This is a genomic window from Bradyrhizobium sp. AUGA SZCCT0105 (assembly GCF_018129565.1).
Taxonomy (GTDB): Bacteria; Pseudomonadota; Alphaproteobacteria; order Rhizobiales; family Xanthobacteraceae; genus Bradyrhizobium.
Genome location: NZ_JAFCMK010000001.1, coordinates 1,130,597 through 1,156,312, shown reverse-complemented (window position 1 = coordinate 1,156,312; position 25,716 = coordinate 1,130,597). Strand labels below are relative to the sequence as shown.

General features: G+C 64.4%; 26 protein-coding genes and 1 pseudogene. 16 read left to right on the top strand and 11 right to left on the bottom strand.

Translation table 11 applies throughout. The features are described from left to right. The first annotated feature begins 27 nt into the window (after positions 1-27). Complete coding sequence (locus tag JQ573_RS05405) at positions 28-879, top strand: sugar ABC transporter permease (RefSeq protein ID WP_312011359.1); 852 nt, start codon at positions 28-30, stop codon at positions 877-879. Beyond that, positions 876-1,700: a carbohydrate ABC transporter permease gene (locus JQ573_RS05400; RefSeq protein ID WP_212311382.1), complete on the top strand. Its 825-nt coding sequence runs from the start codon at positions 876-878 to the stop codon at positions 1,698-1,700. Before JQ573_RS05405 ends, JQ573_RS05400 begins: the two co-directional genes overlap by 4 nt. A 101-nt stretch (positions 1,701-1,801) precedes the next feature. Here JQ573_RS05400 and JQ573_RS05395 read toward each other — a convergent pair whose 3' ends face one another. Both JQ573_RS05395 and JQ573_RS05390 read right to left on the bottom strand, forming a co-directional pair. Next, entirely contained in the window at positions 1,802-2,341 is a 540-nt protein-coding gene (locus tag JQ573_RS05395; RefSeq protein ID WP_212311383.1) for a DUF6714 family protein, read from the bottom strand. Between the two features lie 219 nt (positions 2,342-2,560). Continuing rightward, positions 2,561-3,523, bottom strand: a complete 963-nt coding sequence (locus JQ573_RS05390; protein ID WP_212311384.1) for an AraC family transcriptional regulator — start codon at positions 3,521-3,523, stop codon at positions 2,561-2,563. A gap of 215 nt (positions 3,524-3,738) precedes the next feature. On the opposite strand from JQ573_RS05390, the gene JQ573_RS05385 reads away from it, so the two are divergent. From JQ573_RS05385 to JQ573_RS05370, 4 genes are all read left to right on the top strand, one after another. Next, the gene (locus JQ573_RS05385; protein ID WP_212311699.1) at positions 3,739-4,509 is read left to right on the top strand and encodes an alpha/beta fold hydrolase; all 771 of its coding nucleotides are present in this window, start codon (positions 3,739-3,741) and stop codon (positions 4,507-4,509) included. A 190-nt stretch (positions 4,510-4,699) separates the two neighbouring features. Further along, positions 4,700-5,572, top strand: a complete 873-nt coding sequence (locus JQ573_RS05380) for an alpha/beta fold hydrolase (RefSeq protein WP_212311385.1) — start codon at positions 4,700-4,702, stop codon at positions 5,570-5,572. A gap of 61 nt (positions 5,573-5,633) precedes the next feature. After that, a complete protein-coding gene (locus JQ573_RS05375; RefSeq protein WP_212311386.1) occupies positions 5,634-6,128 on the top strand; it encodes a DUF302 domain-containing protein in 495 nt (164 codons plus the stop codon). Between the two features lie 104 nt (positions 6,129-6,232). Then, positions 6,233-6,760, top strand: a complete 528-nt coding sequence (locus JQ573_RS05370; protein ID WP_212311387.1) for a hypothetical protein — start codon at positions 6,233-6,235, stop codon at positions 6,758-6,760. Between the two features lie 59 nt (positions 6,761-6,819). Here JQ573_RS05370 and JQ573_RS05365 read toward each other — a convergent pair whose 3' ends face one another. Further along, entirely contained in the window at positions 6,820-7,494 is a 675-nt protein-coding gene (locus tag JQ573_RS05365) for a cysteine hydrolase family protein (protein WP_212311388.1), read from the bottom strand. A 294-nt stretch (positions 7,495-7,788) separates the two neighbouring features. Between JQ573_RS05365 and JQ573_RS05360 the strand changes: the two genes are divergently transcribed. After that, complete coding sequence (locus JQ573_RS05360; protein WP_212311389.1) at positions 7,789-8,802, top strand: formamidase; 1,014 nt, start codon at positions 7,789-7,791, stop codon at positions 8,800-8,802. 14 nt (positions 8,803-8,816) lie between these two features. Here JQ573_RS05360 and JQ573_RS05355 read toward each other — a convergent pair whose 3' ends face one another. Further along, positions 8,817-9,890, bottom strand: a complete 1,074-nt coding sequence (locus JQ573_RS05355; RefSeq protein WP_212311390.1) for a putative sulfate exporter family transporter — start codon at positions 9,888-9,890, stop codon at positions 8,817-8,819. Positions 9,891-9,976: 86 nt separating this feature from the next. Between JQ573_RS05355 and JQ573_RS05350 the strand changes: the two genes are divergently transcribed. Continuing rightward, positions 9,977-10,948: a LysR family transcriptional regulator gene (locus JQ573_RS05350; protein ID WP_212311391.1), complete on the top strand. Its 972-nt coding sequence runs from the start codon at positions 9,977-9,979 to the stop codon at positions 10,946-10,948. Here the strand turns inward: JQ573_RS05350 and JQ573_RS05345 are convergent. The 3 genes from JQ573_RS05345 to JQ573_RS05335 all read right to left on the bottom strand — a co-directional run bounded on the left by JQ573_RS05345 (position 10,896) and on the right by JQ573_RS05335 (position 14,166). After that, positions 10,896-11,117, bottom strand: coding sequence for a hypothetical protein (locus JQ573_RS05345; RefSeq protein WP_224942950.1), 222 nt, complete (start codon positions 11,115-11,117; stop codon positions 10,896-10,898). The two genes, JQ573_RS05350 and JQ573_RS05345, sit on opposite strands and share 53 nt — an antisense overlap. Before the next feature lie 387 nt (positions 11,118-11,504). After that, entirely contained in the window at positions 11,505-12,743 is a 1,239-nt protein-coding gene (locus tag JQ573_RS05340) for an ATP-binding protein (protein ID WP_212311392.1), read from the bottom strand. Between the two features lie 151 nt (positions 12,744-12,894). Further along, positions 12,895-14,166 carry an allantoate amidohydrolase gene (locus JQ573_RS05335; RefSeq protein ID WP_212311393.1) on the bottom strand — a complete coding sequence of 424 codons (1,272 nt, stop codon included), beginning with the start codon at positions 14,164-14,166 and terminating at the stop codon, positions 12,895-12,897. A 371-nt stretch (positions 14,167-14,537) separates the two neighbouring features. Here JQ573_RS05335 and JQ573_RS05330 point away from each other — a divergent pair, with 371 nt between their 5' ends. The 5 genes from JQ573_RS05330 to JQ573_RS05310 are packed head-to-tail and all read left to right on the top strand — an operon-like array spanning position 14,538 to position 19,911. Continuing rightward, positions 14,538-15,647: a BMP family ABC transporter substrate-binding protein gene (locus tag JQ573_RS05330; RefSeq protein WP_212311394.1), complete on the top strand. Its 1,110-nt coding sequence runs from the start codon at positions 14,538-14,540 to the stop codon at positions 15,645-15,647. After that, positions 15,644-16,753, top strand: a complete 1,110-nt coding sequence (locus tag JQ573_RS05325) for an ABC transporter permease (protein ID WP_092124844.1) — start codon at positions 15,644-15,646, stop codon at positions 16,751-16,753. Before JQ573_RS05330 ends, JQ573_RS05325 begins: the two co-directional genes overlap by 4 nt. Position 16,754: 1 nt before the next feature. Continuing rightward, the gene (locus JQ573_RS05320; protein WP_212311395.1) at positions 16,755-17,681 is read left to right on the top strand and encodes an ABC transporter permease; all 927 of its coding nucleotides are present in this window, start codon (positions 16,755-16,757) and stop codon (positions 17,679-17,681) included. Between the two features lie 17 nt (positions 17,682-17,698). Next, positions 17,699-18,382, top strand: a complete 684-nt coding sequence (locus JQ573_RS05315) for a cysteine hydrolase family protein (protein ID WP_212311396.1) — start codon at positions 17,699-17,701, stop codon at positions 18,380-18,382. Next, complete coding sequence (locus JQ573_RS05310; protein WP_212311397.1) at positions 18,379-19,911, top strand: ABC transporter ATP-binding protein; 1,533 nt, start codon at positions 18,379-18,381, stop codon at positions 19,909-19,911. The genes JQ573_RS05315 and JQ573_RS05310 overlap by 4 nt, the downstream gene beginning before the upstream one ends. A gap of 201 nt (positions 19,912-20,112) precedes the next feature. On the opposite strand, the gene puuE is transcribed toward JQ573_RS05310, so the two are convergent. Both puuE and JQ573_RS05300 read right to left on the bottom strand, forming a co-directional pair. After that, a complete protein-coding gene (gene puuE, locus JQ573_RS05305; protein ID WP_212311398.1) occupies positions 20,113-21,051 on the bottom strand; it encodes an allantoinase PuuE in 939 nt (312 codons plus the stop codon). Between the two features lies 1 nt (position 21,052). Next, positions 21,053-21,466, bottom strand: a complete 414-nt coding sequence (locus JQ573_RS05300; protein ID WP_092124838.1) for a DUF3830 family protein — start codon at positions 21,464-21,466, stop codon at positions 21,053-21,055. 199 nt (positions 21,467-21,665) lie between these two features. On the opposite strand from JQ573_RS05300, the gene JQ573_RS05295 reads away from it, so the two are divergent. From JQ573_RS05295 to JQ573_RS05285, 3 genes are all read left to right on the top strand, one after another. Then, positions 21,666-22,400: an SDR family NAD(P)-dependent oxidoreductase gene (locus JQ573_RS05295; protein WP_212311399.1), complete on the top strand. Its 735-nt coding sequence runs from the start codon at positions 21,666-21,668 to the stop codon at positions 22,398-22,400. Between the two features lie 207 nt (positions 22,401-22,607). Next, entirely contained in the window at positions 22,608-23,609 is a 1,002-nt protein-coding gene (gene trpS / locus JQ573_RS05290) for a tryptophan--tRNA ligase (RefSeq protein WP_212311400.1), read from the top strand. Positions 23,610-23,690: 81 nt separating this feature from the next. Continuing rightward, positions 23,691-23,891, top strand: coding sequence for a hypothetical protein (locus JQ573_RS05285; protein WP_212311401.1), 201 nt, complete (start codon positions 23,691-23,693; stop codon positions 23,889-23,891). Positions 23,892-23,903: 12 nt separating this feature from the next. Here the strand turns inward: JQ573_RS05285 and JQ573_RS05280 are convergent. Together JQ573_RS05280 and JQ573_RS05275 are read right to left on the bottom strand one after the other, a co-directional pair. After that, positions 23,904-24,794 (bottom strand): annotated as a pseudogene (locus JQ573_RS05280) (aldose 1-epimerase family protein). A gap of 114 nt (positions 24,795-24,908) precedes the next feature. Beyond that, positions 24,909-25,676: an enoyl-CoA hydratase-related protein gene (locus JQ573_RS05275; protein WP_212311402.1), complete on the bottom strand. Its 768-nt coding sequence runs from the start codon at positions 25,674-25,676 to the stop codon at positions 24,909-24,911. Between the last annotated feature and the right edge of the window lie 40 nt (positions 25,677-25,716).

Genomic DNA, 25,716 nt, shown 5'->3' with positions numbered 1-25,716 from the left:
TGGCGTCCGCCGTCCTACTGGCCGTTCGTGATCCCGGCACTCGTCGTGGTGCTGGCGGTGATCGTCTTTCCGTGGGTGTTCACGATCTGGATGAGCATGCAGGAGTGGAAGGTCGGCTCGCCGACCGTCTTCGTCGGGCTCGCCAACTATCTGCGGCTGCCGACCGATCCGCGCTTCGTCGAGGCGGTCGGGCACACGCTGTCCTACACCGCGCTGTCGGTGGTGCTGCCGCTGGTGTTCGGCACGCTGGCGGCGGTGGTGTTTCACCAGAAATTCGCCGCGCGCGGCTTCCTCCGCGGCATCTTCATCATGCCGATGATGGCGACCCCGGTGGCGATCGCGCTGGTGTGGACCATGATGTTCCACCCGCAGCTTGGCGTCTTGAACTATCTGCTCTCGCTGGTCGGCCTGCCGCCACAGCTCTGGGTGTTCAACCCGACGACGGTGATCCCCTCGCTGGTGCTGGTCGAGACCTGGCAATGGACGCCGCTGGTGATGCTGATCGTGCTCGGCGGCCTCGCCGCGATCCCGACCGAACCCTATGAGAGCGCGCAGATCGACGGCGCCAATTTCTGGCAGGTGTTCCGCTTCATCACGCTGCCTTTGATCATGCCGTTCCTGTTCATCGCCGGCATGATCCGCATGATCGACGCGGTGAAAAGCTTCGACATCATCTTCGCGATCACCCAGGGAGGACCGGGCTCGGCGTCGGAAACCATCAACGTCTATCTCTACAGCGTCGCCTTCGTCTATTACGACCTCGGCTACGGCTCGGCGATCGCGGTGGTGTTCTTCCTCTTGATCGTGGCGCTGGCGGCGCTGCTGCTTTACCTGCGCAAGCGCCTGCTGTGGACCTCAGAGCTCGGGGACGGCGCATGAACCCGCGTCAGATTCTGGGCCGGATCGGGCTGTGGCTGTCGGTGTTCGTCATCGTCTCGCCGGCGATCCTGTTCTTCCTCTGGATGGCCTCGCTGTCGCTGAAATTCGAGATCGACAACGCCTCCTATCCGCCGGTGTTCATCCCGGAGCATTTCGCCTGGAAGAACTACGCCGACGTGTTCGCCTCCAACCGCTTCCTGACCTATTTCAGCAACAGCCTGATCGTGACCGGCTGCGCCACCGGGCTCGCGATGCTGGTCGGCGTGCCCGCGGGCTACGGCATCGCGCGGATGGCCGCGCATAAATCGGCGATCGTGATCCTGATCGCGCGCATCACGCCCGGTCTGTCGTACCTGATCCCGCTGTTCCTGCTGTTCCAGTGGCTCGGCCTGCTCGGAACGCTGGTGCCGCAGATCATCATCCATCTCGTGGTCACGGTGCCGATCGTGATCTGGATCATGATCGGCTATTTCGAGACCACACCGCTGGAGCTGGAGGAAGCCGCGCTGATCGACGGTGCCACGCGCTGGCAGGTGTTCCGCCATGTCGCGCTGCCGATCGCCAGGCCCGGGCTCGCGGTCGCCTTCATCCTCGCGGTGATCTTCTCCTGGAATAATTTCGTGTTCGGCATCGTGCTGGCCGGGCGCGAGACACGCACGCTGCCGGTCGCGGTCTACAACATGATCTCGTTCGACCAGCTGAGCTGGGGCCCGCTCGCCGCCGCCGCGCTGATCGTGACGGCGCCGGTGCTGCTGCTCACCGTGCTGGCGCAACGGCAGATCGTGGCGGGGCTGACGGCGGGCGCGGTGAAGGGTGGCTAGAGCGTGTACCCATACCGACCGCCGAACGACACCCGCATTACCGTCAGAAGCGGACAAAGAGGCGCGCTCAATGATGTCGGCTAAGGACCAGAACCCGGACGTTACTTCGTCCGGCTCGTTGACGAGAGAATTTGTGCATCCCAGAACGTTTCTGCTTCCGTCGTCAACGCCTCGTTCATCGAGATCACAAAAGGTCCCTCACCAGACCGCAACAGATTATTGCGAATATACGCTAGGAAGGCACGAATTGCAGCGCTCTGATCTGGTGAAATAGTTTCGAGAAGCTCACCCCACCATTTGCTCTTCGGTCTTCGATCTCTTGCCGAGGGAATAATGGCTACGAGCGCCGACTCTAGGTATCCCGGGTCTTCAATGACACCGAGCAACAATGACGGCAAGTAATAGAGGAAGGTTGCTGGCTCCAAGAGCTCTCTGGTTATGCTGAGGTGTCCAGCCATTGCCCAGTCGCGCATCTTGATCTCTGTCCATTGGCGTTCTGCGAGCCATTCAAGCAAATCGCGACGGAACTCATAGCTATTGTCGTGCCGATCTTCCCTCCAAAAGAACTGCGCAGGCATGGGGTGCGGCGGGAACGTCGCAGTTAGCAGCTTTGAGAATTGCTCGTGGTCATGCTTTCTCATAACGTTGGGGCTCGCCACGCTTAAGAATACATCCAAGGATACCATCAATTCGTCATGACCGCTTTGGGTCCAAAAGCCGCCGGTAGCGACCGAACCTAGGCACTTCCGGTTTTCTTCAGAGAGCCGACGTTCTCAGGGGTCATCCAGAGCGTCATCTATGGATCCAGGCTTTGTGAAAACGCTCACAGCCTGGGTCATGAGCGGACATCTGGGCCAAGGTCATTCGGCAACTTCTGCTTCCTGAACGTCCCCTTGCCTTCCTCCGCCGTCAGATCGTCGAGCGGCCCGGTACCGGCCAGGCGACAGGCCGTGATGCCGGAGGAACAACTTCGAAAATGCCGCCGCGGTCGCGTAACCGACCCGGCTTGCAATTCGTGCGATCGGCTCGTCGCTGGTTTCGAGCAGGAACGCCGCTTCTGCCATCCGGCGTTCGATCACATAACGGTGCATGGACTGGCCGACGAGCTTGGTAAAGCGCGCCGAAAATACCGAGCGGCCGAGCCCCACGCGCTGGCCAAGGTCGCTCAGGGTCCAAGGGCGTTCCGGGTTTTCGTGTATCAGTTTGAGCGCCGGTCCGATATGCGGGTCAGATATTGCTCCGAGCCAGCCGCCTTGTCCGGGTTTGAGAGACGCGATCCAGCTTCGCAGCACCTCGACAAAGAGCACTTCCGTCAGTCGTGAAAGCGCAACGCGTTGGCCAGGACGCTCGAGCGCGGACTCGCTGACCATGCGGCGCAGGATTGCTTCAAGCCAACCACCGTCCGCCGTCCGCTTCAGCAGGAGCACGGGCGGAAGCAGCTCCAGCACGCTGCCAAACACCGGCCGTGACACCGTGAAATTGCCGCAGATCATGGTCGAGCGCGGCTTTGCACGGCCGCCTTGACGAACGACGCCAAGACGCGGCGACGATCGATCGATATCCATGATCCGCAAAGGCTTGGCCCGGCGATCCGAATAAAACACATGGGGCTCTCCGCGTGTGATGACGACAAAATCGCCCTCGGTCATCTGGATTTCCTGTCCCGGTCCGAGCGCGAAAGTCGCTGAGCCCTGGCTGAGATAGTGAAACAGAGCGTAGGGACGCGCCGGCAACTCAAGATGCCAGGGATGGCCGAGCTCGAAGTGAAAAAGCAGCGTCCCGCCGAGACGAACGCGATCGAGCACTTGGGCGAGGATGTCCATGCCGCCAAGATTAGACCGGTGGACGATCGGACACAACATCAGGACGATTGATCTCTATCGTCCGAAAGGTCCGCGGAATAGGTCATGTCGCGGCGGGCCGACGTTACGAGCGGCAACCATTTCGCCAACGGCAGATGGAAGAACCGCGACCCTGCTGGAAACGCCTGTCCATTTCCCCGGACCGTGTTCGTCCGACATGCCAACAGGAACAATCAATGCGAAATATCCTCCTCTCAGCCGCCACCGCACTCCTGGCCGGAACGACATTGGTCGGCTCCCTCCATTCCGCCGAACTGCCCAAGGGAGCAGCCCACAACGTCGTGCTCGTGCACGGCGCTTTCGTGGACCAGACGAGCTGGCAGCCCGTTGCCGATATTCTCACGAAGAAAGGCTACAACGTCACGCTCGTCGAAAATCCGCTCACTTCGCTCGCCGCCGACGTTGATGCCACCAAGCAGGCGCTCGCGAAGCAGGACGGCAGGACCGTTCTGGTCGGCCACTCATGGGGCGGCGTGGTGATCACGCAAGCCGGCAACGATCCCAAGGTTTCGGCGCTGGTCTATGTCTCCGCCTTCGCGCCGGAGGTCGGTGAATCCCTGGCGTCGCTGGCAAAAGCCGGCCCGCCCACCGAAGGCGGCAACGCGATCCATCCCGACGCGACGGGCAATTTGTACATCGATCCCAAGGTGTTTCCGTCGGCCGTCGCGGCTGACCTTCCTCCGGAAATCGCAGCGCATCTTGCCAATTCGCAGCTTCCGTTGAATCACGTTGCGTTCGAAGCCCCCGTCGACATTGCGGCTTGGCACGACAAGCCGACGTTCTATGTCATCAGCACCAAGGACAAAGTCCTCGCGCCCGAGGCCCAGAAGTCGTTCGCAGCCAGGATGAAGGCTCAGACGACGGAAGTCGCCGGCAGCCACGCTTCGCTCGTCGTTCATGCCAAGGAAGTCGCCGCGGTGATTGAAAAGGCCGCACTCGCGAAGTGACGGTACCGCTCCCGGCGCGTTCGCGCCGGGAGCGCGCACGCTCGCTCAAAGAATGCAGCACGCATCGGACCGCGATGGCCCAAACCAGCCAAAGCCGCGGAAGCGCCGACGACATCCTGCAGGACCGCCTCGGTCGCTACGCACCGGTCCGCCCACTCGATTATTTTTTGCCAAGCATCCGGAGGATGACATGACTCAACTCGACATCGCGAGCCAGGACGCCTCGCTCGAAACGGCGCCGACCCGTTACATCGAAGGCGGCGGAATCCGCTTCGCCTATCGCCGCCTCGGCCGTTCGACCGGAACGCCGCTGGTGCTCCTGCAGCACTTCTCGGGCAACATCGATGCATGGGATCCCGCCGTCGTCAACGCTCTCGCCACCGATCGACCTGTGGTCGCATTCGACAATGCAGGGGTCGGTCGCTCGACCGGCCAAACGCCTGACAATATCGCAGCGATGGCGAGAGATGCGGTCGCCTTCATCAATCTGCTCGGCTTTTCTGAAGTCGACCTATTGGGCTTTTCTCTCGGCGGCTGCGTCGCCCAACAGATCGCCGCCGAGCACGAACGGCTGGTCCGCAAGCTCATCCTCGTCGGCACCGCGCCGAAAGGCGGAGAGGAACACCTGTTGGCGGTTCTGCAGCAGGCGTTTTCCCAAACCGATGCGCCGGACCCCCGCCTGCCGCTGTTCTTCACGAATTCGTCCGCCAGCCGGTCATCCGGCTTGGCCTTCCTGAAGCGGACGAAGGTGCGTAAGGACGATCGGGACACCGATAACGGCAGCGCGGTAACCGATCCGCAGGCCAAGGCGCTGATCACCTGGTGCGCAACACCCGATCCCGGGCACGCCATTCTGCGCGCCATCCGCCAGCCCGCTCTTGTGGTCAGCGGCAGCCACGACACCATGCTGCCCGCGAACAACGCCTACGCAATGTTCAAGGAACTAAGCAACGCTCAGCTGGTCCTCTATCCCGATTCAGGGCACGGCGCCCTGTTTCAGCACCACGAGATGTTCGTCAGCCACGTCCGGACCTTCCTGGATGCACTGCACGGGGATGCATGACACCCGGTCGTTCCGATGCGGTCAGGCGCGCTTCATCCATGAGAGTTGTTACGGAGGAAAGATGACAATCGTTAAGATCGAGGTTGAGCGTTTCAGCCTCACGAGCTCAAAACCATTCGACGCTGTTGTGGCCGCGCTCAAGTCGGCGATCGGGCAACCCAACATGGTCGAGTTTTTCCAAGAGACGAGGGCGACAAACTCCTTCCCGGATTTGAAGCGCGTTGTACAAAGCGGCCTCGGTCGAACGGACCTTATGCTCTTCGCGGAATTCGACCTGGGCGACATTCTGCGTCGCGAAACTGGATCCAAGACGCCCAGGATCATGCGGTTTGTGGTCGGCAATCCACTCATCATGAAAGAAATGGTCAAGCACGTGCCCGATGCTGGATCTTACGCTCCGGTCACGTTGCTCATTGATGAGCGTCCCGATGGCGTGCACGTCTCTTATGACAAAATGGAGAGTTATCTGCTGCATTATGGCAGCTCGGAAGCCCTTGCCGTCGCCCGAAATCTCGATACGAAGATCACAACCTTGCTACGCGAATGTGCAAGCTGAAACGTCCCGACGACGTCTTCGGCCGATGGAAGTGAGTAAACCAATCGCGGAACGCGACGGCCGTTGTCATGACGCGAACCTGACGTTGGAAGGGAAATTCCGGTATGTACAAGACACTTCTTATCACTCTCACCGCCTTGGCTGTTTCCACCGGGGCTGTCGCGTCTGCTCCCGCCGTCAGGAAAGAGCCGCTGGATGCTGCGACCCTCGGCGCGATAAGATCGAAGTTCGGCCGGCTGATGGAACTGGCCAACAACCACGATTTCAAGGCTCTGCATGGGATGTTCTGGCAATCGCCCTCGACCCTGTTGGTGGCCAAGAGCGCGATCCCGTCCGAGGGGAACTGGGCCGGTTTTTGGGGCAACGAGGCGGTTGATCAAAAGCTGCATGATATCGGAAGCTCCGGTCCGGTCGTGCTCGAGCCAGATTATTCGAAGCTCAAGGTTGTCGGCCTGACGCGCGACGTCGCCGAGTCCTACGTGCCGATGAACATCACGGTCTCTTATGCGGGGCAGGACGGAACGGCCAGGCCGTTTCTCATGATCATCAATTGGCTTCGCGTCGGGAAGGACTGGAAGGTCGCTTCCGAAATCATTCTGCCGGTGCCGCCCGTCCCCGCCGCGAAGGGCTAGGCACTTCGATCCGGCTATGGCTGCGCGTTGATGAGCCCGCGTCCTAATCTCATCATGCTCTACGCAGCAATCGCCTCCAGCACCGCGGCAGACTCGGCGACCCAACCAAAAATGCCACCCTGGGCCTTGATCATCTTCAGGCCCATCTCGTGGAATTCGGGGAAGTAGGACGCGCAGCCGTCTGATATCACGACGCAGCGATAGCCGCGGTCATTGGCCTCGCGCACCGTGGTGTTGACGCAGACTTCGGTGGTGACGCCGCAGACCAGCAGATTCTCGATGCCGTATTTCTGCAGGATGTCGCCGAATTCGGTGGCGTAGAACGCGCCCTTGCCGGGCTTGTCGATCACGATCTCGCTGTCGAGCGGATAAAGCTCGGGGATGATGTCGTGCCCCGCCTCGCCGCGGATCAGGATCCGCCCCATCGGACCGGGATCGCCTATCCGCAAGGACGGCGCGCCGCGCTCGAGCTTCGCCGGCGGCGCGTCGGAGAGATCGGGCAGATGGCCCTCGCGGGTATGGACCACGAGCAAGCCCGCGTCGCGCACCGCGGCGAGGACGGCCGCGATCGGCTGCACCGCGCGGGCGAGCTGGCTGACGTCATTGCCGAGCGTCTCGCCGAAGCCCCCTCGCTCCATGAAATCGCGCTGCATGTCGATAATGACGAGCGCGGTCTTGCTCCAGTCGAGCGTGATCGGCGCCGGCTCCGCCGCGATTGTCCTCGTGTTCGCCATGACGCACGCCCCCAATGGGAGAAGACCCGCATTTGATTAAGCAAACCGCGTGCCATTGCGCAACGATGCGGCTGGCCCCCTGAACCGCCCGAAACGCCCGGCATCTCAATCTGTTGGGACACGCTCGGCCATTTCTCCGCGTCATCTTCCCAGGTCATCACCGGCACCTGATTTGCTGGCCGTTCGATCTTGCTGGCATGATCGTTGCTAGCTAAGGGGCCGGACGGGAGCCCGACCGAACGACGACAATCGTTCGCGAAATGACAGCCCATTTTAATTGGCGGGAGGACAGGCATGAATGGACTTGGCGGCCTCAACAAGTCACCCAACGGCGTGGTGATCGGACTGGTGCAGCTGCAGCTGCCCGTGGTGGCGACCAAAGCCGATCTGGCGCGGCAGACCCAGCGCATCGTCTGGATGGTCGGCAAGGCGCGGCGCAATCTCGCCACCATGGATCTTGTCGTCTTCCCGGAATATTCGCTGCACGGGCTCTCGATGGATACCAATCCGGAGATCATGTGCCGGCTCGACGGCCCCGAAGTCGCGGCCTTCCAGCAGGCCTGCATCGACAACAAGATCTGGGGCTGCTTCTCCATCATGGAGTTAAACCCGCACGGCAACCCCTACAATTCCGGGCTGATCATCGACGATCACGGCGAGATCAAGCTCTATTACCGCAAATTCCATCCCTGGATTCCGGTCGAGCCGTGGGAGCCGGGCGATGTCGGCATTCCCGTGATCGACGGACCGAAGGGCGCGAAGATCGCGCTGATCATCTGCCACGACGGCATGTTCCCGGAAATGGCGCGCGAATGTGCCTACAAGGGCGCCGAGATCATGATCCGCACCGCAGGCTACACCGCGCCGATCCGCGACAGCTGGCGCTTCACCAACCAGGCCAACGCGTTCCAGAACCTGATGGTGACGGCCAATGTCTGCATGTGCGGCTCGGACGGGTCGTTCGACTCGATGGGCGAAGGCATGATCGTCAATTTCGACGGCAGCATCATCGCGCACGGCACCACGGGACGGGCCGACGAGATCATCACCGCCGAGGTGCGGCCCGACCTCGTGCGCGAGGCGCGGATCAACTGGGGCGTCGAGAACAATATCTATCAGCTTTGGCACCGCGGCTATGTCGCGGTGAAAGGCGGCGCGATGGATTGTCCCTACACCTTCATGCAGGACATGGTGTCAGGCCGCTTCCGCCTGCCGTGGGAAGATCAGGTCAAGATCACCGACGGCACGTCCTGCGGCTTTCCCGCACCGACACGGATGTTCGGCAAGACCGCGAAGGCCGCCGAGTAGCCGCCCCGGCGCGGCTACTTGAAGAAATGCACGAGGCCGATGCTCAAGCCCAAGAGCAGCATCAGCGACAGCGTGACCGCTGCCGTCACGCGGCCGCCGACGGTCGAAAGCACGCGCACATCGACGCCGAGCCCAAGCGCTGCCATCGAGACGACGGTGAGGATCGCGGCCGTCTTGGTCACCGGCGCGATCGCGATGTCGGGCACGAGCTGGAACGAGCGCAGCGCGGCCAGCACCAGGAAGCCGATGATGAACCAGGGCACCAGCTTGAACGGGCTGATCGAGGTGGCCTTTGCAGCACCTTCCTTGGCGGTGCCGGCGGCCTTGCGCCGCCGCGCCACGAACAGCGAGAGGCCGACCACGATCGGGCCCAGCATCAGGACGCGCACCAGCTTCACCAGCGTGCCGATCTGGGTGCTCACGATGCCGGCGGGCACGGTCGCCGCCAGCACCTGCGGCACGGCATAGACCGTGAGGCCTGCGAGGATGCCGTATTGCGTTGCCGTCAGCTTCAAGAGTGGGATCAGCAGCGGCAGGCCGAGCACCATCAGCACGCCGAGAATCGCGGTGAACGAGATCGACGAGGCGATGTCGTCGCCATCGGCTTCGATCACGGGTGCGACCGCCGCAATCGCGGAGTTGCCGCAGATCGAATTGCCGCAGGCGATCAGGATCGCGAGTTTGGTCTTGAGCCCGAGGATCCGGCTGAGACCATAGGTCACCGCCAGCATGATCACGACGGTGACGGCGATCGCGCCGATCAGGAGCCCGCCCGACGCCACGATCGCGGCGAAGCTGATGGACGCGCCGAGCAGCATCACCGCGACCTCGAGCAGCTGCTTGGCGCTGAAGGCAATGCCCGAGCGCCAGCGCTCCGGCGGCTCCCAGGCGGTACGGACCGCCATGCCGAGCAGGATCGCGACCACCAGGGCCTCGATATAGGGGTGGTCGAAAACCCGCTCTTCGGCGGCCTGGATGCCGAGCGAGATGATCGTGACTACCCCGCAGAGCAGAATGCCCGGAATGAGCAGGAATATGCGCTTCAGCGCCCCCTGCTTCTGCCCTTGATCTTGTTCTTGTTGCGGCACGACATCCTCTTTTCGGAGAAGATTTTATGCGCCAGGGCGCCCCGCTTGGCTAATATCTTTTCGGACTGCCCCGATAGAGAGAAGTTATGTCCCTTAACCTGCATCTGCTTCGCCTGTTCGCGGCGGTGGCGAGAACCGGAAGTTTCTCGCGCGCCGCCGACCTCCTGCACATCAGCCAGCCCGCGATCTCCAAGGGCGTGCGGGATTTCGAGCTGCAGGTCGGCTGCCGGCTGCTCGACCGCACGCCGAAGGGGGTGCGGCCGACCCGGGAGGGCGCAGCGCTGGCCCGCCATGCCGAGACGTTGTTCGCGGCCGAGCGCGCTGCTGAGGACGAGTTGCAGGCCCTGCGCAACCTCGACAGCGGCTCGCTGCGCATCGGCGCCAGCACGACGATCGCGACCTATATGATCCCGGAATATCTCGGCGTGTTTCACCGCGCCTTTCCCGGCATCGACCTGCATGTCGTAAGCGCCAATACCTCTGATATCGCCGCGCTGATGCTGGGACATGAGATCGAAATCGCCCTGGTCGAGGGGCCTGTCGAGGACGAGAACCTGATCAGCGCAGCGTGGCGTACCGACGTGATGGTGCTGATCGCGGCTCCGGATCACCGCTTCGCAGCCGCTGCGGGCGCGATCGACGTCCGCCTGCTGAACGACGAAATCCTGATCGTGCGCGAGCCCGGCTCAGGCACCCGCGAGGTGGTCGCGCAGGCGCTGGCCGCCCAGCGCGTCGAGCCGCGGCGGACGCTCGAGATCGGCAGCACCGAGGCGATCAAGCAGGCGGTGGCGGCCGGTGTTGGCGTCGCCATCGTATCGGTCGCGACGATCGACGATCAGGTGAAGCTCGGGAAGCTCAAGGTGATCCCGATCAAGGGCGTCCATATCGAGCGCACGCTCTGGCAATTGAAATCGCCCGGCCGGCTGGACGTGCCGGCGGCCGTCGCGTTCGAGGGGATCATTCGGGAGACCCGGGCCGCGAAGACGGCGCCGCGCGCGCCGTCGGCTAAAGCGCGGCGAACAGACCCTGCGCCCACGCCACGGCATGCTCGAAGCTGAACACGCCGGGCTCGAAATAGACCGCGCGCGCCAGCACGATACCGACCACCAGCACCCAGAACACGCTGGTGCCCGCGGTCTTCAGCCATTTCGACACACCTTCGCTCGCGGCCGAAGAATCGACCGCGGGAACCGGCTCGCCGAAGGGATCGAATGCGGATTGGCTCATCGTCTTGACCATCTGGACCGGCCTAGAATGTCGCGATCACGGACGCAGAAGCAAGGGTAACGGACCGTCTTTTACGGCTCCAAGCTGGAAGGACCTTTCGTTCGAGCGGGGGCGAGGAGAGTTTTCTTCTCCGGCAGCTAAAAATAGCCTCGCGGCCACTTTGCCAAGATCGCACGCCACAAACTCCGCGTCGTCCCTGCCTAGTGCGCAATTGCGCACTAGGCAGGGACGACAATCTTTGTACGGCTATCGCTCCTTGCAATAACGGCGACAAGGGGCGTGCGCTGTTTCACCCACCGTGCGGCCGGAAATTCTCGATGAAGCGCAGCGGCACTCGCGCGCGCCGGCGCATCGCCGGGGAGTATTTCCTTCTGAGCGCTCGGAGCATCAACCGTCGGTTCCGCGCTGCGGCGCCACCCGCGGCAGTTCGATCCGCACGCTGGTCCCGATGCCCGGGGCACTGTCCAGATGGAGCTCTCCGCCCAGCCGGTTCGTGACGATGTTGTGAACGATGTGAAGGCCGAGCCCGATACGGCCGATGTCGCGGCGCGTGGTGAAGAATGGATCGAAGGCCTGCCGCAGCACATCACGGCTCATCCCGCAGCCATCGTCGGCGAACAGGATTTCCACCTGGTCCGCACCCGACGCGCGCAGCCGGATCGTGATGGTGCCGCCCTTGCCGTCCGGAAATGCGTGCGCGACCGCATTGACGAACAGATTGGTCAGCGCCTGGCCGTAAGGGCCGGGATAGCTGTTCATCGCGAGACCGGACGGGCAATCGACCTCGAGCGCCAGATTGTTCTTCGGCAACGCCGGACGCAGGTTCGAGAGCGCCTGCTCGGTCACCTCGCCGAGATCGAACTGGCTGCGGTCGAAATAGCTGCGATCGACGGCGACCTGCTTGAACGATTGCACCAGATCCGCGGCGCGCTTGAGGTTGCCGACCAGCAGCGACGACGCGCTCTCGACCACCTCGATGAAATCGCTCAGGCTGGAGCGCTTCAGCTTGCCGCGCGCAGCCTCGGCGGCGAAATCGGCGCATTTCTGCTCCAGCACCGAGGCAACCGTGAGGCTGGTGCCGACCGGACTGTTGATCTCATGCGCGACGCCGGCCACCAGCCGGCCCAGCGCCGCAAGCTTTTCCGCCTCGATCAGCGAGGCCTGGGTCTCCTGCAGATGATGCAGGGCTTTCTCGGCCGCGTCGCGGGCGGCGCGGATCTCGCGTTCGCTGCGTTTGCGGTCGGTGATCTCTTCCGCGGCAACGTTGACCCCGACGATGCTCCCGTTCGGCTCGCGCTGCGGGTGCCAATGCGTGATCCAGCATCGCTCGTCATTGTGGCCCGGGCGCTGTCCGTAGACCTCCACGCCGGTCACGGGTTCTCCGGTCTCCATGATCGAGCGAACGATGCCTTCGACCGCGGTTGCCAATGCGGGCACGCAATCATGCACCGTGCGTCCGAGATGACCTTCGACGGAGATGCCGCAGATCTCGGTGAGGCGCTGGTTGATCTGGAGATAACGGCAATCGGGAGAGAGGTAGGCAAGGCCGATCGGCGCAGTGTCATAGATCAGCTGCAGCGCCGGTTGTTTCGGGAACTGAACGTCCTGGACGACGGACGAGCGCATGTCCTTCCCCCCGTTCGAACAAGTCTAGCGCTTCGGGCCCGGGGCGCAAATAGGCTCGGCCGAGCCGGAAACGGCGGTCTGATCTGTCCGGATTCGGCACGGATTGGGCGACAGCGGACTGGCGCTATACGGGCCGCCAGGCGTGGCGGCCTCAGCTATTCACTGCACCGTGCGGATGAAAATTCTCGATGAAGCGCAGCAGCACAAGCGCGCCGGTGTCGGCGTCGGCGAGTTCGACATGCTCGGCGGGATTGTGGCTGATCCCGCCGCGGCAGCGCACGAAGATCATGCCGATATCGGCGACGTCGACCATCGCCATCCCGTCATGCCCGGCTCCGCTCGGCAGCTCGAACACGGCATGGCCCTCGGCTGCGACCGCCTCGGCGATCTGCGCTTTCAGCCATGGCGCGCAGGGCACGCTGCGGTTCTCGTGGGTGACGTCGATCTGCAACGTGAGTTCGCGGCGCTTGGCGATCGCCTCGATCTGCCGCACGATGTCGGCGACCGCACGCTTGCGATGCATGTCGCTCTGCGAGCGGATGTCCATCGTGAACGACACCTTCCCGGGGATCACGTTGGTGGCGCCGGGCATGGCGCTGATATAGCCGACGGTGCCGACGAGGCCGGCTTCATCGCTCCGGCAAAACTGCTCGATCGCAATGATGCATTCGGCGGCGCCGGTCAGCGCATCGCGCCGCAGCGGCATCGGCACCGTGCCGGCATGGCCGGCAACGCCGGTGAGATTGGCGGCAAGCCGCGTCGCACCTGAGATGGCGGTGACGACGCCGACCGGCAGCGCCTTCTGTTCCAGCACCGGGCCCTGCTCGATGTGTAGCTCGACGTAACCGAGCAGCTCGCGGCGGGCGCGCGCCGCCTTGCCGATATGATCGGGGTCGAGCCCGAAGGCGACCAGCGCGTCACGCATCGACGTGCCGGCGCGATCGCGCGTGTTGAGCACGCTCTCGTCGAACGTGCCGGCCACCGCGCGACTGCCGAGCAGGGTCGACGCAAAGCGCACGCCCTCCTCGTCCGCGAAGCCCACGATCTCGATCGCGAACGGCAACCGCTTGCCCCGCCGGTTCAGATCGGCGACGCAGGCGATCGCGGTGATGACGCCGAGCGGGCCGTCCCATCTGCCGGCATCGCGCACGGTGTCGTAATGCGAGCCGAGCATCAGGGCCGGCAGAGCCGGCCGCTCACCCTCGTAGCGGCCGCAGACATTGCCGATCGCATCGAGATGCGCGCTCATGCCGGCCTCGCGCATCCAGGACAGGATGAGATCGGCCGCCTTGCGATGCTCGTCAGTGAGGAAGACGCGCGCCAGATGCTCCGGCGTCTCCGAGATCGCCGCGAGCTGATCGATCCGCGCCACGATGCCGTCGCCAAGGGAGGCCGGTTTCGCGGACGGTTTCTTCTCGCTCATGCTGTTTCCCATCAGTCCGACCCGCCACCTGGGCCCGGTTCACTCGTAGCAGGCCCGGTCCGATTGACCAGCCGGCAAATGGCGCCCTGACGCCGCCCCCGGCGGGGCTCGCATCGGCCGTCCGGGGGTTAGCGACTGCTTAACGGCATTGCATACAACGACGATTGATCGCTCATCAAATAGGCAATTCGGAATCTGCCGATTCCGCAGGCCGCCCATATTGATTACTATTCGCATTCATATTCAGTCGCTTACAGAACCATGACCGCCAAATGTGCTCTGGCACGAAGCTTGCGACACTCCGTCACGCGCCGCCGTTACGGCGGCTGCGACAAGGACAGGCGGGTCGGCCCCGCCGGAGGGAGCAGGCGATGGATCTTGGCAGGATTTCAAGAAGGCATTTATTGCAGGGAAGCGCGGCATTGGCGCTCGGCAGCACGCTCGGAATTCGCGGCGCGGCGGCAGCGGAAACCACGGTCGGCTTCATCTATGTCGGGTCGCGCGACGACTACGGCTACAATCAGGCCCACGCTCAGGGCGCGGCGGCGCTGAAGAAGCTTCCCGGCATCAAGGTGGTCGAGGAAGAGAAGGTGCCGGAGACCGACGCGGTCGAGAAGACCATCGAGTCCATGATCAATCTCGACGGCGCCACGCTGCTGTTTCCGACCTCGTTCGGCTACTACAACCCGCACGTCGTCAAGATGGCGGCCAAGTTTCCGAAGATGCACTTCGAGCATTGCGGCGGCCTGTGGTCCGACAAGGACCCGAAGAACGCCGGCAGCTATTTCGGCTATATCGACGAGGCGCAATACATCTCCGGCATCGTCGCCGGCTATTCCACCAAGAGCGGCAAGCTCGGCTTCGTCGCGGCCAAGCCGATCCCGCAGGTGCTGCGCAACATCAACGCGTTTACGCTCGGCGCCCGGCTCGCCAATCCGAAGGCAACGACGCAGGTGATCTTCACCGGCGACTGGTCGATGCCGGTCAAGGAAGCCGAGGCCACCAACAGCCTGATCGACCAGGGCGTCGATGTGCTGACCTGCCATGTCGACGGACCGAAGACGATGGTCGAGAACGCCGCGCGCCGTGGCGCGATGGTGTGCGGCTATCACGTCAACCAGTCGCCGCTGGCGCCGAAGGCCTATCTCACCGGCGCCGAATGGAACTGGGAAGCGCTCTATCCGAAATTCGTCAAGATGATCACCGCGGGCGAAGCGATCCCGAACTTCTACCGCGGCGGCCTGAAGGAAGAGATCGTCAAGGTCTCACCCTATGGCGAGATGGTCTCGGCGGAAGCCCGCAAACATGCCGATGACGTCAAGGCCAAGTTCATGTCCGGCGAGTACGCGATCTTCAAGGGCCCGCTGGTCGACAACAAGGGCAAGACGGTGATCGCTTCCGGCACCGACCGCGGCCAGCAGGATCCCGAGCTCGAAAAGATGGACTATCTGGTCGAGGGCGTGATCGGAGCCACCGCGTGACGACCGAGGCGGCGGAATCGGTGGAGGCGGCCGGCGTTGCTCCGGCCGCCGATCCCGGCTTCCTCCAACGCTACGGCGCGAGCATCGAATACATCCTGATTCCGGGCGCGGCGCTGGTCGGCGCGCTCGCGGTATTCGGCGGCTTCATCGCGCTCTACGGCAAGAACCCGCTCGACCTCTATTTCTACATGTATTACGGCGCCTTCGGCACCTGGTTCTCCTGGCAGAACACGCTGACCCGCGCAGCGCCCTTGATCCTGACTGCGCTGTGCACGGCGCTGCCGGCGCAGCTCGGCATGGTGATCATCGGCGGTGAAGGCGCGCTGTTGATCGGCGCGCTGTCGGCGACATCGGCGGCGCTGGCGCTGCAGGGCGCGGCACCGATCGTCGTGCAGACCGCGATGGTGATCGCGGGCATGATCGGCGGCGGCCTCTGGATCACGCTGTCCGGCGGCTTGCGGCAATATCGCGGGGTCAACGAGACGATCTCGAGCCTGCTGCTGGTCTATATCGCGCTCGCGATTCTGAACCATCTGGTCGAAGGGCCGATGCGCGATCCGGCGAGCCTCAACAAGCCGTCGACGCGCGAGATCGGCGCCGCCAACATGATCGGCAGCATTCCCGGCACCGACGTGCATTGGGGCCTGGTGTTCGGCCTCGTCGCGGCTGTTGCCGCCTACATCCTGATCTATCACACCACTTTCGGCTTCGCCGCGCGCGTCGCCGGCGGCAACATCCGCGCCGCCAAGATCGTGGGGCTTTCCGTCGGCAAGCTGATCCTGACCGTCTGCTTCCTCGCCGGCAGCAGCGCGGGACTAGCCGGCATGATCGAGGTCGCGGCCGTGCAGGGCCGCACCAACGCCAACCTCGCCGCGGGCTACGGCTTCACCGGAATCCTGGTCGCATTCCTGGCGCGGCAGAATCCGCTCGCGATCATTCCGGTCGCGATCCTGCTCGGCGGCATCTCGGCCTCCGGCGGCCTGTTGCAGCGGCGGCTCGGCCTGCCCGACGCGTCGGTGCTGGTATTGCAAGGCATCATCTTCGTGTTCGTGCTGGCAAGCGATGCGCTCTACGGGCGGATCGGCTTCCTGAAGGGAAAGTCCTGACATGGCAGATAGCTCGCTCGGGCTCTGGACCGTCCCGCTCGCCGTGTTCGGCGGCGCCATCCGCGTCTCGACGCCGTTCCTGTTCGTCAGCCTCGGCGAGTGCATCACCGAGCGAAGCGGCCGCATCAATCTCGGCCTCGAAGGCACGCTGGTGATGGGCGCGATGAGCGCCTACGGCATCTCCTATCTCTCCGGCTCGCCATGGCTAGGTGTGCTCGCGGCCGGGATCACCGGCGCCTTGTTCGGCGCGCTGCATGCCGGCATCTGCTCGCTGCCGCGGGTCAACGATATCGCGGTCGGCATCGCGCTGATGCTGCTCGGCACCGGGCTTGCGTTCTTCCTCGGCAAGCCGCTGATCGAGCCGACGGCGGCACGGCTGCCGGCGATCGATTTCGGCTGGTGGAGCGACGTGCCGCAGGTGCGCGCGGCGCTGCGCATCAACGTGCTGTTCCTGATCGGCGTCGCGATCGCACCGCTGCTCTATTGGGCGTTCAGGACCACGCGCTGGGGCCTGTTGATCCGCACCGCCGGCGAAAGCGCGGACGCGGCGCGCGCGATGGGCCACTCCGTGCTGCTGATCCGGTTGCGCGCCACCATGGTCGGCGGCTTCCTCGCCGGCATCGGCGGCTCGTTCCTGTCGCTGTTCTATCCGGGCAGCTGGAACGAAGGGCTCTCCTCGGGACAGGGCATCACTGCGGTGGCGCTGGTGATCTTCGCGCGCTGGGACCCGATGCTGTGCCTGTGGGCCTCGCTCGCGTTCGGCGGCGCCGCCGCGCTCGGGCCAGCGCTGCAATCGGTCGGCATCACCTCCGGCTACCACTTGTTCAACGCGGCACCCTACATCCTGACCCTGGCGATCATGATCATCACCTGCTCGCCGAAGCGCACACTGACCGGCGCGCCCGCCGAATTGTCCATCACCCGATAGACGAGCGAGATCATTCCATGCCCGAGCGCTTCATCAAATCCGAGCCCTACGCCTGGCCCTACAATGGCGACCTGCGGCCGCAAAACACCGCGCTCATCATCATCGACATGCAGACCGATTTCTGCGGTGTCGGCGGCTATGTCGACAAGATGGGCTACGATCTGTCGCTGACGCGGGCGCCGATCGAGCCGATCAAGAAACTGCTCGCGGTGATGCGCGCGCAGGGCTTTCACATCATCCACACCCGCGAAGGCCACCGGCCCGACCTTACCGACCTCCCCGACAACAAGCGCTGGCGCTCGCGCCAGATCGGCGCCGGCATCGGCGATCCCGGCCCCTGCGGCCGCATCCTGGTGCGCGGCGAACCCGGCTGGGACATCATCCCCGATCTTGCGCCGCTGCCGGGCGAACCTGTTATCGACAAGCCCGGCAAGGGCTCGTTCTGCGCCACCGACCTCGAGCTGATGCTGCGGCTGCGCGGCATCGAGAACATCGTGCTGACCGGCATCACCACCGACGTCTGCGTCCACACCACGATGCGCGAGGCCAATGACCGCGGCTTCGAATGCGTGCTGGTCGAGGATTGCTGCGGCGCGACCGACAGGAGCAATCACGATCACGCGCTGAAGATGATCAAGATGCAGGGCGGCGTGTTCGGCGCGGTGACCAAATCCGCCGACCTGATCGGGGCGCTGTCGTGATCATCGGCGAACCGGCCGCCCCTTCAGGCGCGTTCGGCGTCGACGCCATCGCGATGACGATGCGGTTCGGCGACTTCGTAGCGCTCGACAATGTCGAGCTCAAGGTGCGGCCCGGCTCGTTCCACGCATTGCTCGGCGAGAATGGCGCGGGCAAGAGCACGCTCGTGAAATGCATCATGGGCTATTACCACGCCACCGAAGGCGACATCCTGGTCGGCGGCCGCCAGCAGACCATCGCCAATCCCAAGAATGCGCATGCGCTCGGGCTCGGCATGGTCTACCAGCACTTTACCCTCGTGCCGGCGATGACGGTCGCCGAGAACCTGGTGCTGGCGCGCGATGACGTGCCTGCCATGGTCGAGTGGCGCAAGGAGAAGAAAGAGCTCGAGGCTTTCCTGGCGCGGATGCCGTTCAAGGTGCCGCTCGACGCGAAAGTCTCCGACATCTCCGCTGGCGAACGGCAGAAGTGCGAGATCCTCAAACAGCTCTATCTGAAGCGCCGTTTCCTGATCCTGGACGAGCCGACCTCGGTGCTGACGCCGGGCGAGGCCGACGAGGTGCTCGGCATGCTGCGCGCCATGGTGGTCGCGGGTGAACTGACCATCCTGATGATCACGCACAAGTTCCGCGAGGTGATGGCGTTTGCCGATGACGTCACGATCCTGCGCCGCGGCAAGCTCGCCGGCACCGGCCGGGTCGCCGATCTCACGCCGGACGAGATGGCCCGCACCATGATCGGCGCCGAACAGCTGACGGTGCAGCCGCCGCGCACCGGCGAGACCGGCGCGCCCCGGCTCGAGCTCGACAGGCTCACCGCGCTCGACGATGCCGGCGCGATCGCCGTGCACGGCGTGTCGCTGACGGTGAAGAGCGGCGAGATCGTCGGCATCGCCGGCGTCTCCGGCAACGGCCAGCGCCAGCTGGTCGAGGTGCTGGCCGGCCAGCGCGAATCCGAGGGCGGCGTGATCCGCGTCCAGGGCGAAACCTATGCGGCAAGCCGCGAGGAGATGCGCCGCCACAAGATGTCACTGCTGCCGGAGGAGCCGCTGAAGAACGCCTGCGTCGGCGGCATGAGCGTCGCCGACAACATCGCGTTCCGCGAGTTCGACCGCGCCCCGTTCGCGCGCGGCGGCTGGTGGCTGAACCGCTCGGCCTTCCGCGAGGACGCGGAGCGCAAGATCAACCGCTACAAGATCAAGACCCGCACGCCGGAGACCCCCATCGCGGCGCTGTCGGGCGGCAATGTGCAGCGCGCGGTGCTGGCGCGCGAGCTCTCGGGCGACGTCGAGGTGCTGATCGCCGCCAACCCGTGCTTCGGGCTCGACTTCGCGGCGGTGGCGCAGATCCACGCCGAGATCATGGCCGCCCGCAACCGTGGCGCCGCGGTGCTGCTGGTCAGCGAAGACCTCGACGAGCTGCTGGAATTGTCGGACCGGCTGGTCGTGATGTTCCACGGCGCATTCGTGCACGAGGCCCGCGCCAGCGAGGCCGACCTCACCGAGATCGGCCGGCACATGGCCGGGCATTAGGAGCTGAAGCGGCGGCAACGGCACCGCGCGCTCCCTCGCCCCGCTCTTGCGGGGAGAGGGTTGGGGTGAGGGGCCGCCTCCGCGTATACGGTGATAGCTGCGCTCGCGGAGACTCCCCTCACCCGGATCGCATTTCATGCGATCCGACCTCTCCCCGCACGCGGGGCGAGGTAAGAAAGAGACCCACACTCGAACCCGAACTTACCCGATCTCGAACGCGTCCGCGGCGAGATGCTTCAGATTGGCGTGCCAATGCTCGGCGATCTGAAGCCGGGTCGGCACCCAGACCCGTTCGTGCTTCTGGATATAATCGAGGAAGCGCATCAGCGCGGCGGCGCGGCCGGGACGGCCGACGACGCGGCAATGCAGGCCGACCGACATCATCTTGGGTCGCGTCGCACCCTCGGCGTAGAGCACGTCAAAGCTGTCCTTCAGATAGGTGTAGAACTCGTCGCCGCCGCCAAAACCCTGGGCGTTGATGAAGCGCATGTCGTTGGCATCGAGCGTATAGGGGATCACGAGATGCGGCTCGGTGCCGGCTGCCTTGATCCAGTATGGCAGATCGTCGGCGTAGGAATCGCAGAGATAGCGTAGCCCGCCCGCCTCCATCAGCAGCCGCAGCGTGTTGATCGAGGAGCGGCCGGTGTACCAGCCGAGCGGCCGCGCGCCGGTCGCCTCGGTATGCACGGCAATGGCGCGGGCAATCTCCGCGCGCTCCTCGTCCTCCGACATGTCCTTGTGTTCGACCCAGCGCAGGCTGTGGCTCGCAATATCCCAGCCCGCCTCCTGCATCGCCGCGACGACATCCGGATTGCGCTTCAGCGCCATTGCGACGCCGAACACCGTGGCCGGCAGCTTGCGCTCGGTGAACATCCGCCACAGCCGCCAGAAGCCGGCGCGCGAGCCATATTCGAACATGGTCTCGATATTGGCGTGACGTTTTCCGACCCAGGGCTGCGCGCCGAGCACGTCGGACAGAAACGCTTCCGAGGCACGATCGCCGTGCAGGATGTTGTTCTCGCCGCCCTCCTCGAAATTGACCACGAACTGCACGGCGACGCGCGCCGCGTCCGGCCATTTCGGATCCGGCGGGTTACGGCCGTAGCCGCTGAGATCGCGCGGATAGCGGGCCTCGGTCACATCAGATTTCCTCGAAACGGATCTGCTGCGCACCCTTCCACAACACGGTCTTGCCGAACGCGGTGAGGTTCTCCAGCCCCGAGGTCAGCGTGATGAAATGATTGCCGGCGAGCTGGCCCATCTTGCTGGCGAAGTGCACGCCGCCATAGGCGAGCAGGATTTCGGTTTCGCTGATGCCGCCCGGGTAGAGGATGATCTGGCCCGGCGCCGGATAGCTGGTGTGGTTTTCGTAGGACACGCCGAAATCGAGATCGCCGAGCGGCATCCACACGCCCTCGCCGCTCCAGCGCACATGGATCGCCTGACTCTCGAACGGCATCGCCTTGCGGAAGGCGGCGACCGTCTTCGGCGCGAGCTGCTCCTCGAAACGCGCGTCAAAGGTGAACTCGCCGGCGCGGACAATCAGTTTGCTCATCGAACTCTCGTGGGTGGGCTGGACGGGACGATGCCCCAACCTTTGACGCCGGCCCGCGCCGGACGCAAGGCCGATTCCGGCCCCAGATGCCGGTTTTTTGCCGCAATGGCGTCCGCGGCAACGCAGATTTGAGCAGGGTTGCGTTGCACCTCGCCTCCCGCTTTGCGAACCTCTCTGCATTCGCAAAGGAGAACAGCCGATGACGACAAACAGTCTGCACGGACATGTGGCGCTGGTGACCGGCGGCTCGCGCGGCATTGGTGCAGCCATCGTCAAGATGCTGGCGGACGCCGGCGCTGCCGTCGCGATCAATTATCGCGAACGGTCGGCTGAAGCGGAAGCGCTGGCGAAGAGCATCATAGCCGCCGGCGGCCGGGCCGCCGCTCTCGGCGCCGACGTCTCGGAAGCCGCCGCTGTCGCCAGCCTGGTCGAACGCGCCAAATCCGAGCTCGGCCCGGTCGACATCCTCGTCAACAATGCCGGGATCGCGATCGTCAGGGGTGTCGACGACCTCACCGAAGAGGATTTCGACCGCACCATCGCGGTCAACCTCAAATCGGCATTCCTCTGCACGCAAGCCGTGCTGCCGATGATGCGCACCCGGAAATGGGGCCGCATCGTCAACATCTCCTCCGGCGCTGCCCGCGGCGCCGGCGCGATCGGGCCGCACTACAACGCCTCGAAGGCGGCGATGGAGGGAATGACCCGCGGCTACGCCGCGCGCCTCGTCAAGGAGGGCATCACCGTCAACGCCGTCGCGCCGTCGCTGATCGAGACCGACATGATGAAGGGACAGAGCGGCCTCGTCAGCCGGATCCCGATCGGCCGCTTCGGCACAGCCGAGGAAGTGGCGCAGGCCGTGATGCTGCTGGTCAACAATCCCTACATGACGGGGCAGACCATCGCGATGAGCGGCGGCATGGCGTTCAACTAGGCATGCTGGCTTGACCGCATCGTAGGTTTGCCCTACCGCTTGCGGCATGAACCGATCGAACCTCATCGCCAATTTCTGGTGGCTCGCCGACTGACAGGCGGGCCGAACGCGTTCATGCATCTTCGGGGCCGCCGCATTGGGCGGCCTTTTTGTTTGGCATCATCCAGCCCGCATGCGGTGTCCCCATTCAACCGAATGGAGATACAAATGACCAAACCGATCATCCTCACCGGCGACCGCACCACCGGGCCGCTGCATCTCGGCCATTACGCCGGCTCGCTCCGAAGCCGCCTGAAATTTCAGGACAGTCACGAGCAGTTCCTGCTGCTTGCCGACATGCAGGCGCTAACCGACAATGCTCACGATATCGGCAAGGTCCGCAGCAACGTCATCGAGGTCGCGCTGGATTATCTTGCCGTCGGGATCGATCCCCATCGAACCTCGATCTGCCTGCAATCGCAGCTCCCGGCGCTGGCGGAACTGTCGATGCTCTATCTCAACCTCGTCACCGTCGCGCGGCTGGAACGCAACCCCACCATCAAGGACGAGATCCGCGCACGCGGTTTCGGACGCGACATCCCGGCAGGTTTCCTGTGCTACCCGGTGGCGCAGGCCGCCGATATCACCGCGTTTCGCGCCACAATCGTGCCGGTCGGCGAGGATCAGGCGCCCCTGATCGAGCAGACCAACGAGATTATCAGGCGGGTCAACGCGCTCGCGAGCCGTACGCTGCTGCAGGAAGCCGAAGCTATCATCCCGCGCGCGGGGCGGCTGCCCGGCGTCGATGGACGCGCGAAGATGAGCAAGTCCGCGGGCAACGCGATTCCGCTTTCGGCCTCGCCCGATGACATCTCGGCCGCGGTGCGCGCGATGTTCACCGACCCCGATCATCTGCGTGTCGCCGACCCCGGCAAGGTCGAGGGCAATGTCGTCTTCACCTATCTCGACGCGTTCGACGACGATCACGACGCCGTCGAAGAACTGAAGGCGCGCTATCGGCGCGGCGGTCTCGGCGATATGACCGTCAAGCGGCGGCTGGAGGATATCCTGCAAGCCCTGATCGCACCGATCCGGACACGGCGCGCCGAGCTGGCCAACGATCGCGACCACGTCGTCGACGTGATCCGGCGCGGAACCGTGAAAGCGCGGGAGATTACCGAGCGCACCAGGCGCGACGTCATGGAGGGGTTTGGCTTGTTCCAGCTCTGAACGCCCGTCATCAAAGCGTGGCAGGAACTGTGCTTGGCTATGGCCGTTGTCCGCTTGGCGAAACCGGATTTGGAGCTTGTCGTGATCGATCCGAAAACGCTTCTCGAACGCGCCGCGCAACTGGCCGATCAGGCCAAGGGCGAGGAAGATGCCGGCATCCGCGAGCGGCTGCTGCGCATGGCCGAGCATTATCGCGATCTCGCCGCACACGAGGCCTGGGCGCATGAAAACCCGCCATCGGTCGGCGCGCTCACGGGTGCGCTCGGCAGCCGCGCGCATTGACCTGATCTGCGATCAGCTCACGCGAATGCGATAGCCCAGCGACCGACGTGCGCCCGGCGCGATGTGCATCAGGCCAGGCTTGTCGGCGAACTCGCCATCGAACTCCGCGGGGCTGGCAAAACCGTGCCACGGCTCGATGCAAAGGAACGGCGCGCCGCCGACCTTCGACCAGATGCCGAGCTCGCGGAAGCCGCGCCAGGACATTTCGATCGCCGGGCCTTGTGTGGCTGCTGCCGGGCCTAGTGTCGCTGTGAAGAGGATCGATGTACTTGCGACCTGATCGAAGACCATCGCGTCGTCATCGAACAGCTCCTCCGACAGCGCAAGCGTTCTGCCCTTGACCGGATTGGGTTCAGGCTGTGGCCGCATCAATCCATTCTTCAGCCGCCGGATCGGCGCAGGTTCAGTCTTGCCGAAGGTCAGCGTGTAAGCCTCCTTCGGCAGCCCCGGCACCAGCGGCCAGTTGAAGGCGGGATGACCACCGAGCGAGGCCGGTAGCATCTCGTCGCCGGTGTTGATGACATCGAAGGCGACATCGAGATCGGCGCCGTCTACGGTGTAGGTGACCTCGAGCCTGAACGCGAAGGGGTAGCGCGCACGGGTTTCCGCATCGTCGGTGAGCGCGAGCTTGCACGATCACGGTCCCTGCTCCAGCCAGGCAAAGCGGCGATCCCGCGCAAAGCCGTGCTGCGTCATCGGATAGGTTTTGCCACGGTGGCGCAGCGTGTCGTTCTTCAACCGGCCGACGATCGGGAACAGGATCGGCGCATGGCGCGGCCATTGCGGGCCGGCCTGCCACAGCAACTCGGTTCCGTCGGCATTCCTGAGCGACGACAATTCGGCGCCTTGCGCCAGGATGGTCACGGCGATTCCATCGCCGCGCAGCGTATGACTGTCGCTCATGCCTCGCCTCGCCGGTTGCGCCATGCCCTGACACGAGATGTTCGATGCCGGCGAAGCCGTCAACCCCAAAGCGAAGGGGGCCGCCCGCTGCGTGGCGGCCCTCAAACCACAAGCCTAACCGGCGATCTTGGAGAAATCAGGCTGCCGCCGCTCGGCAAACGCGGCAAAGGCCTCCCGCGCTTCCGCGCTCATCAGCCGCTGCTGGAAGATTTCGCCCTCGCGCGCCATTTGCGCGCTGATCCTGGCGGGATCGCGCATCAGCGCCTTGGTGTGCTGGAGCGAGCCGAACGGCCGCTTCGCCAGCGCATCCGCCGCCGCGCGGGCCTTGGCGCGGAGATCCGCAAGCGGCACCACGGCATTGGCAAGACCGATGGAGACCGCGGTCTCCGCCTCGACCGGCTCGCCGAGCGCGAACATCGCATAGGCCCGCGCATAGCCGATGCGCTGCGGCAGCAGATAGGTCGACGCCGCCTCCGGCACCAGCGCAAGATTGACGAACGGCGTGATCAGCCGCGCGGTCGGCGCGAGGTAGACGAGGTCGCAATGCAGCAGCATGGTCGTGCCGATGCCGACCGCATTGCCCTGCACCGCGGCAACCAGCGGCCGCGTCGCCTTGGCAAGCCCGGCAAGGAAGCGCGTCACGTGACGCTCGCCCTGCACGCCGCGCGACACCGCCGCGAAATCGGCGAGGTCGTTGCCCGCGGTAAAGCTGTCGCCGTCGCCCTGCAACAGGACGGTGCGGATTGCAGAATCGCCTTCCGCGCGTTCGAGCGCGTCGGCCATCGTGCCATACATCGCGTTGGTGATCGCGTTCTTCTTGTCCGGACGCGCCATCGTCACGGTGAGAACGCCACCGTCCAGTGCTACGACCACTTCACTCATGTCTCACTCCTGTTGCTTGCTGCTTGTTGGACGCGTTTTC

Coding starts and splice junctions, on each gene's coding strand:
- JQ573_RS05400 (WP_212311382.1), top strand. CDS start 876: ATGAACCCGCGTCAGATTCTGGGCCGGATCGGGCTGTGGCTGTCGGTG.
- JQ573_RS05395 (WP_212311383.1), bottom strand. CDS start 2,341: ATGAGAAAGCATGACCACGAGCAATTCTCAAAGCTGCTAACTGCGACG.
- JQ573_RS05390 (WP_212311384.1), bottom strand. CDS start 3,523: ATGGACATCCTCGCCCAAGTGCTCGATCGCGTTCGTCTCGGCGGGACG.
- JQ573_RS05385 (WP_212311699.1), top strand. CDS start 3,739: ATGCGAAATATCCTCCTCTCAGCCGCCACCGCACTCCTGGCCGGAACG.
- JQ573_RS05380 (WP_212311385.1), top strand. CDS start 4,700: ATGACTCAACTCGACATCGCGAGCCAGGACGCCTCGCTCGAAACGGCG.
- JQ573_RS05375 (WP_212311386.1), top strand. CDS start 5,634: ATGACAATCGTTAAGATCGAGGTTGAGCGTTTCAGCCTCACGAGCTCA.
- JQ573_RS05370 (WP_212311387.1), top strand. CDS start 6,233: ATGTACAAGACACTTCTTATCACTCTCACCGCCTTGGCTGTTTCCACC.
- JQ573_RS05365 (WP_212311388.1), bottom strand. CDS start 7,494: ATGGCGAACACGAGGACAATCGCGGCGGAGCCGGCGCCGATCACGCTC.
- JQ573_RS05360 (WP_212311389.1), top strand. CDS start 7,789: ATGAATGGACTTGGCGGCCTCAACAAGTCACCCAACGGCGTGGTGATC.
- JQ573_RS05350 (WP_212311391.1), top strand. CDS start 9,977: ATGTCCCTTAACCTGCATCTGCTTCGCCTGTTCGCGGCGGTGGCGAGA.
- JQ573_RS05345 (WP_224942950.1), bottom strand. CDS start 11,117: ATGAGCCAATCCGCATTCGATCCCTTCGGCGAGCCGGTTCCCGCGGTC.
- JQ573_RS05340 (WP_212311392.1), bottom strand. CDS start 12,743: ATGCGCTCGTCCGTCGTCCAGGACGTTCAGTTCCCGAAACAACCGGCG.
- JQ573_RS05335 (WP_212311393.1), bottom strand. CDS start 14,166: ATGAGCGAGAAGAAACCGTCCGCGAAACCGGCCTCCCTTGGCGACGGC.
- JQ573_RS05330 (WP_212311394.1), top strand. CDS start 14,538: ATGGATCTTGGCAGGATTTCAAGAAGGCATTTATTGCAGGGAAGCGCG.
- JQ573_RS05320 (WP_212311395.1), top strand. CDS start 16,755: ATGGCAGATAGCTCGCTCGGGCTCTGGACCGTCCCGCTCGCCGTGTTC.
- JQ573_RS05315 (WP_212311396.1), top strand. CDS start 17,699: ATGCCCGAGCGCTTCATCAAATCCGAGCCCTACGCCTGGCCCTACAAT.
- JQ573_RS05300 (WP_092124838.1), bottom strand. CDS start 21,466: ATGAGCAAACTGATTGTCCGCGCCGGCGAGTTCACCTTTGACGCGCGT.
- JQ573_RS05295 (WP_212311399.1), top strand. CDS start 21,666: ATGACGACAAACAGTCTGCACGGACATGTGGCGCTGGTGACCGGCGGC.
- trpS (WP_212311400.1), top strand. CDS start 22,608: ATGACCAAACCGATCATCCTCACCGGCGACCGCACCACCGGGCCGCTG.
- JQ573_RS05275 (WP_212311402.1), bottom strand. CDS start 25,676: ATGAGTGAAGTGGTCGTAGCACTGGACGGTGGCGTTCTCACCGTGACG.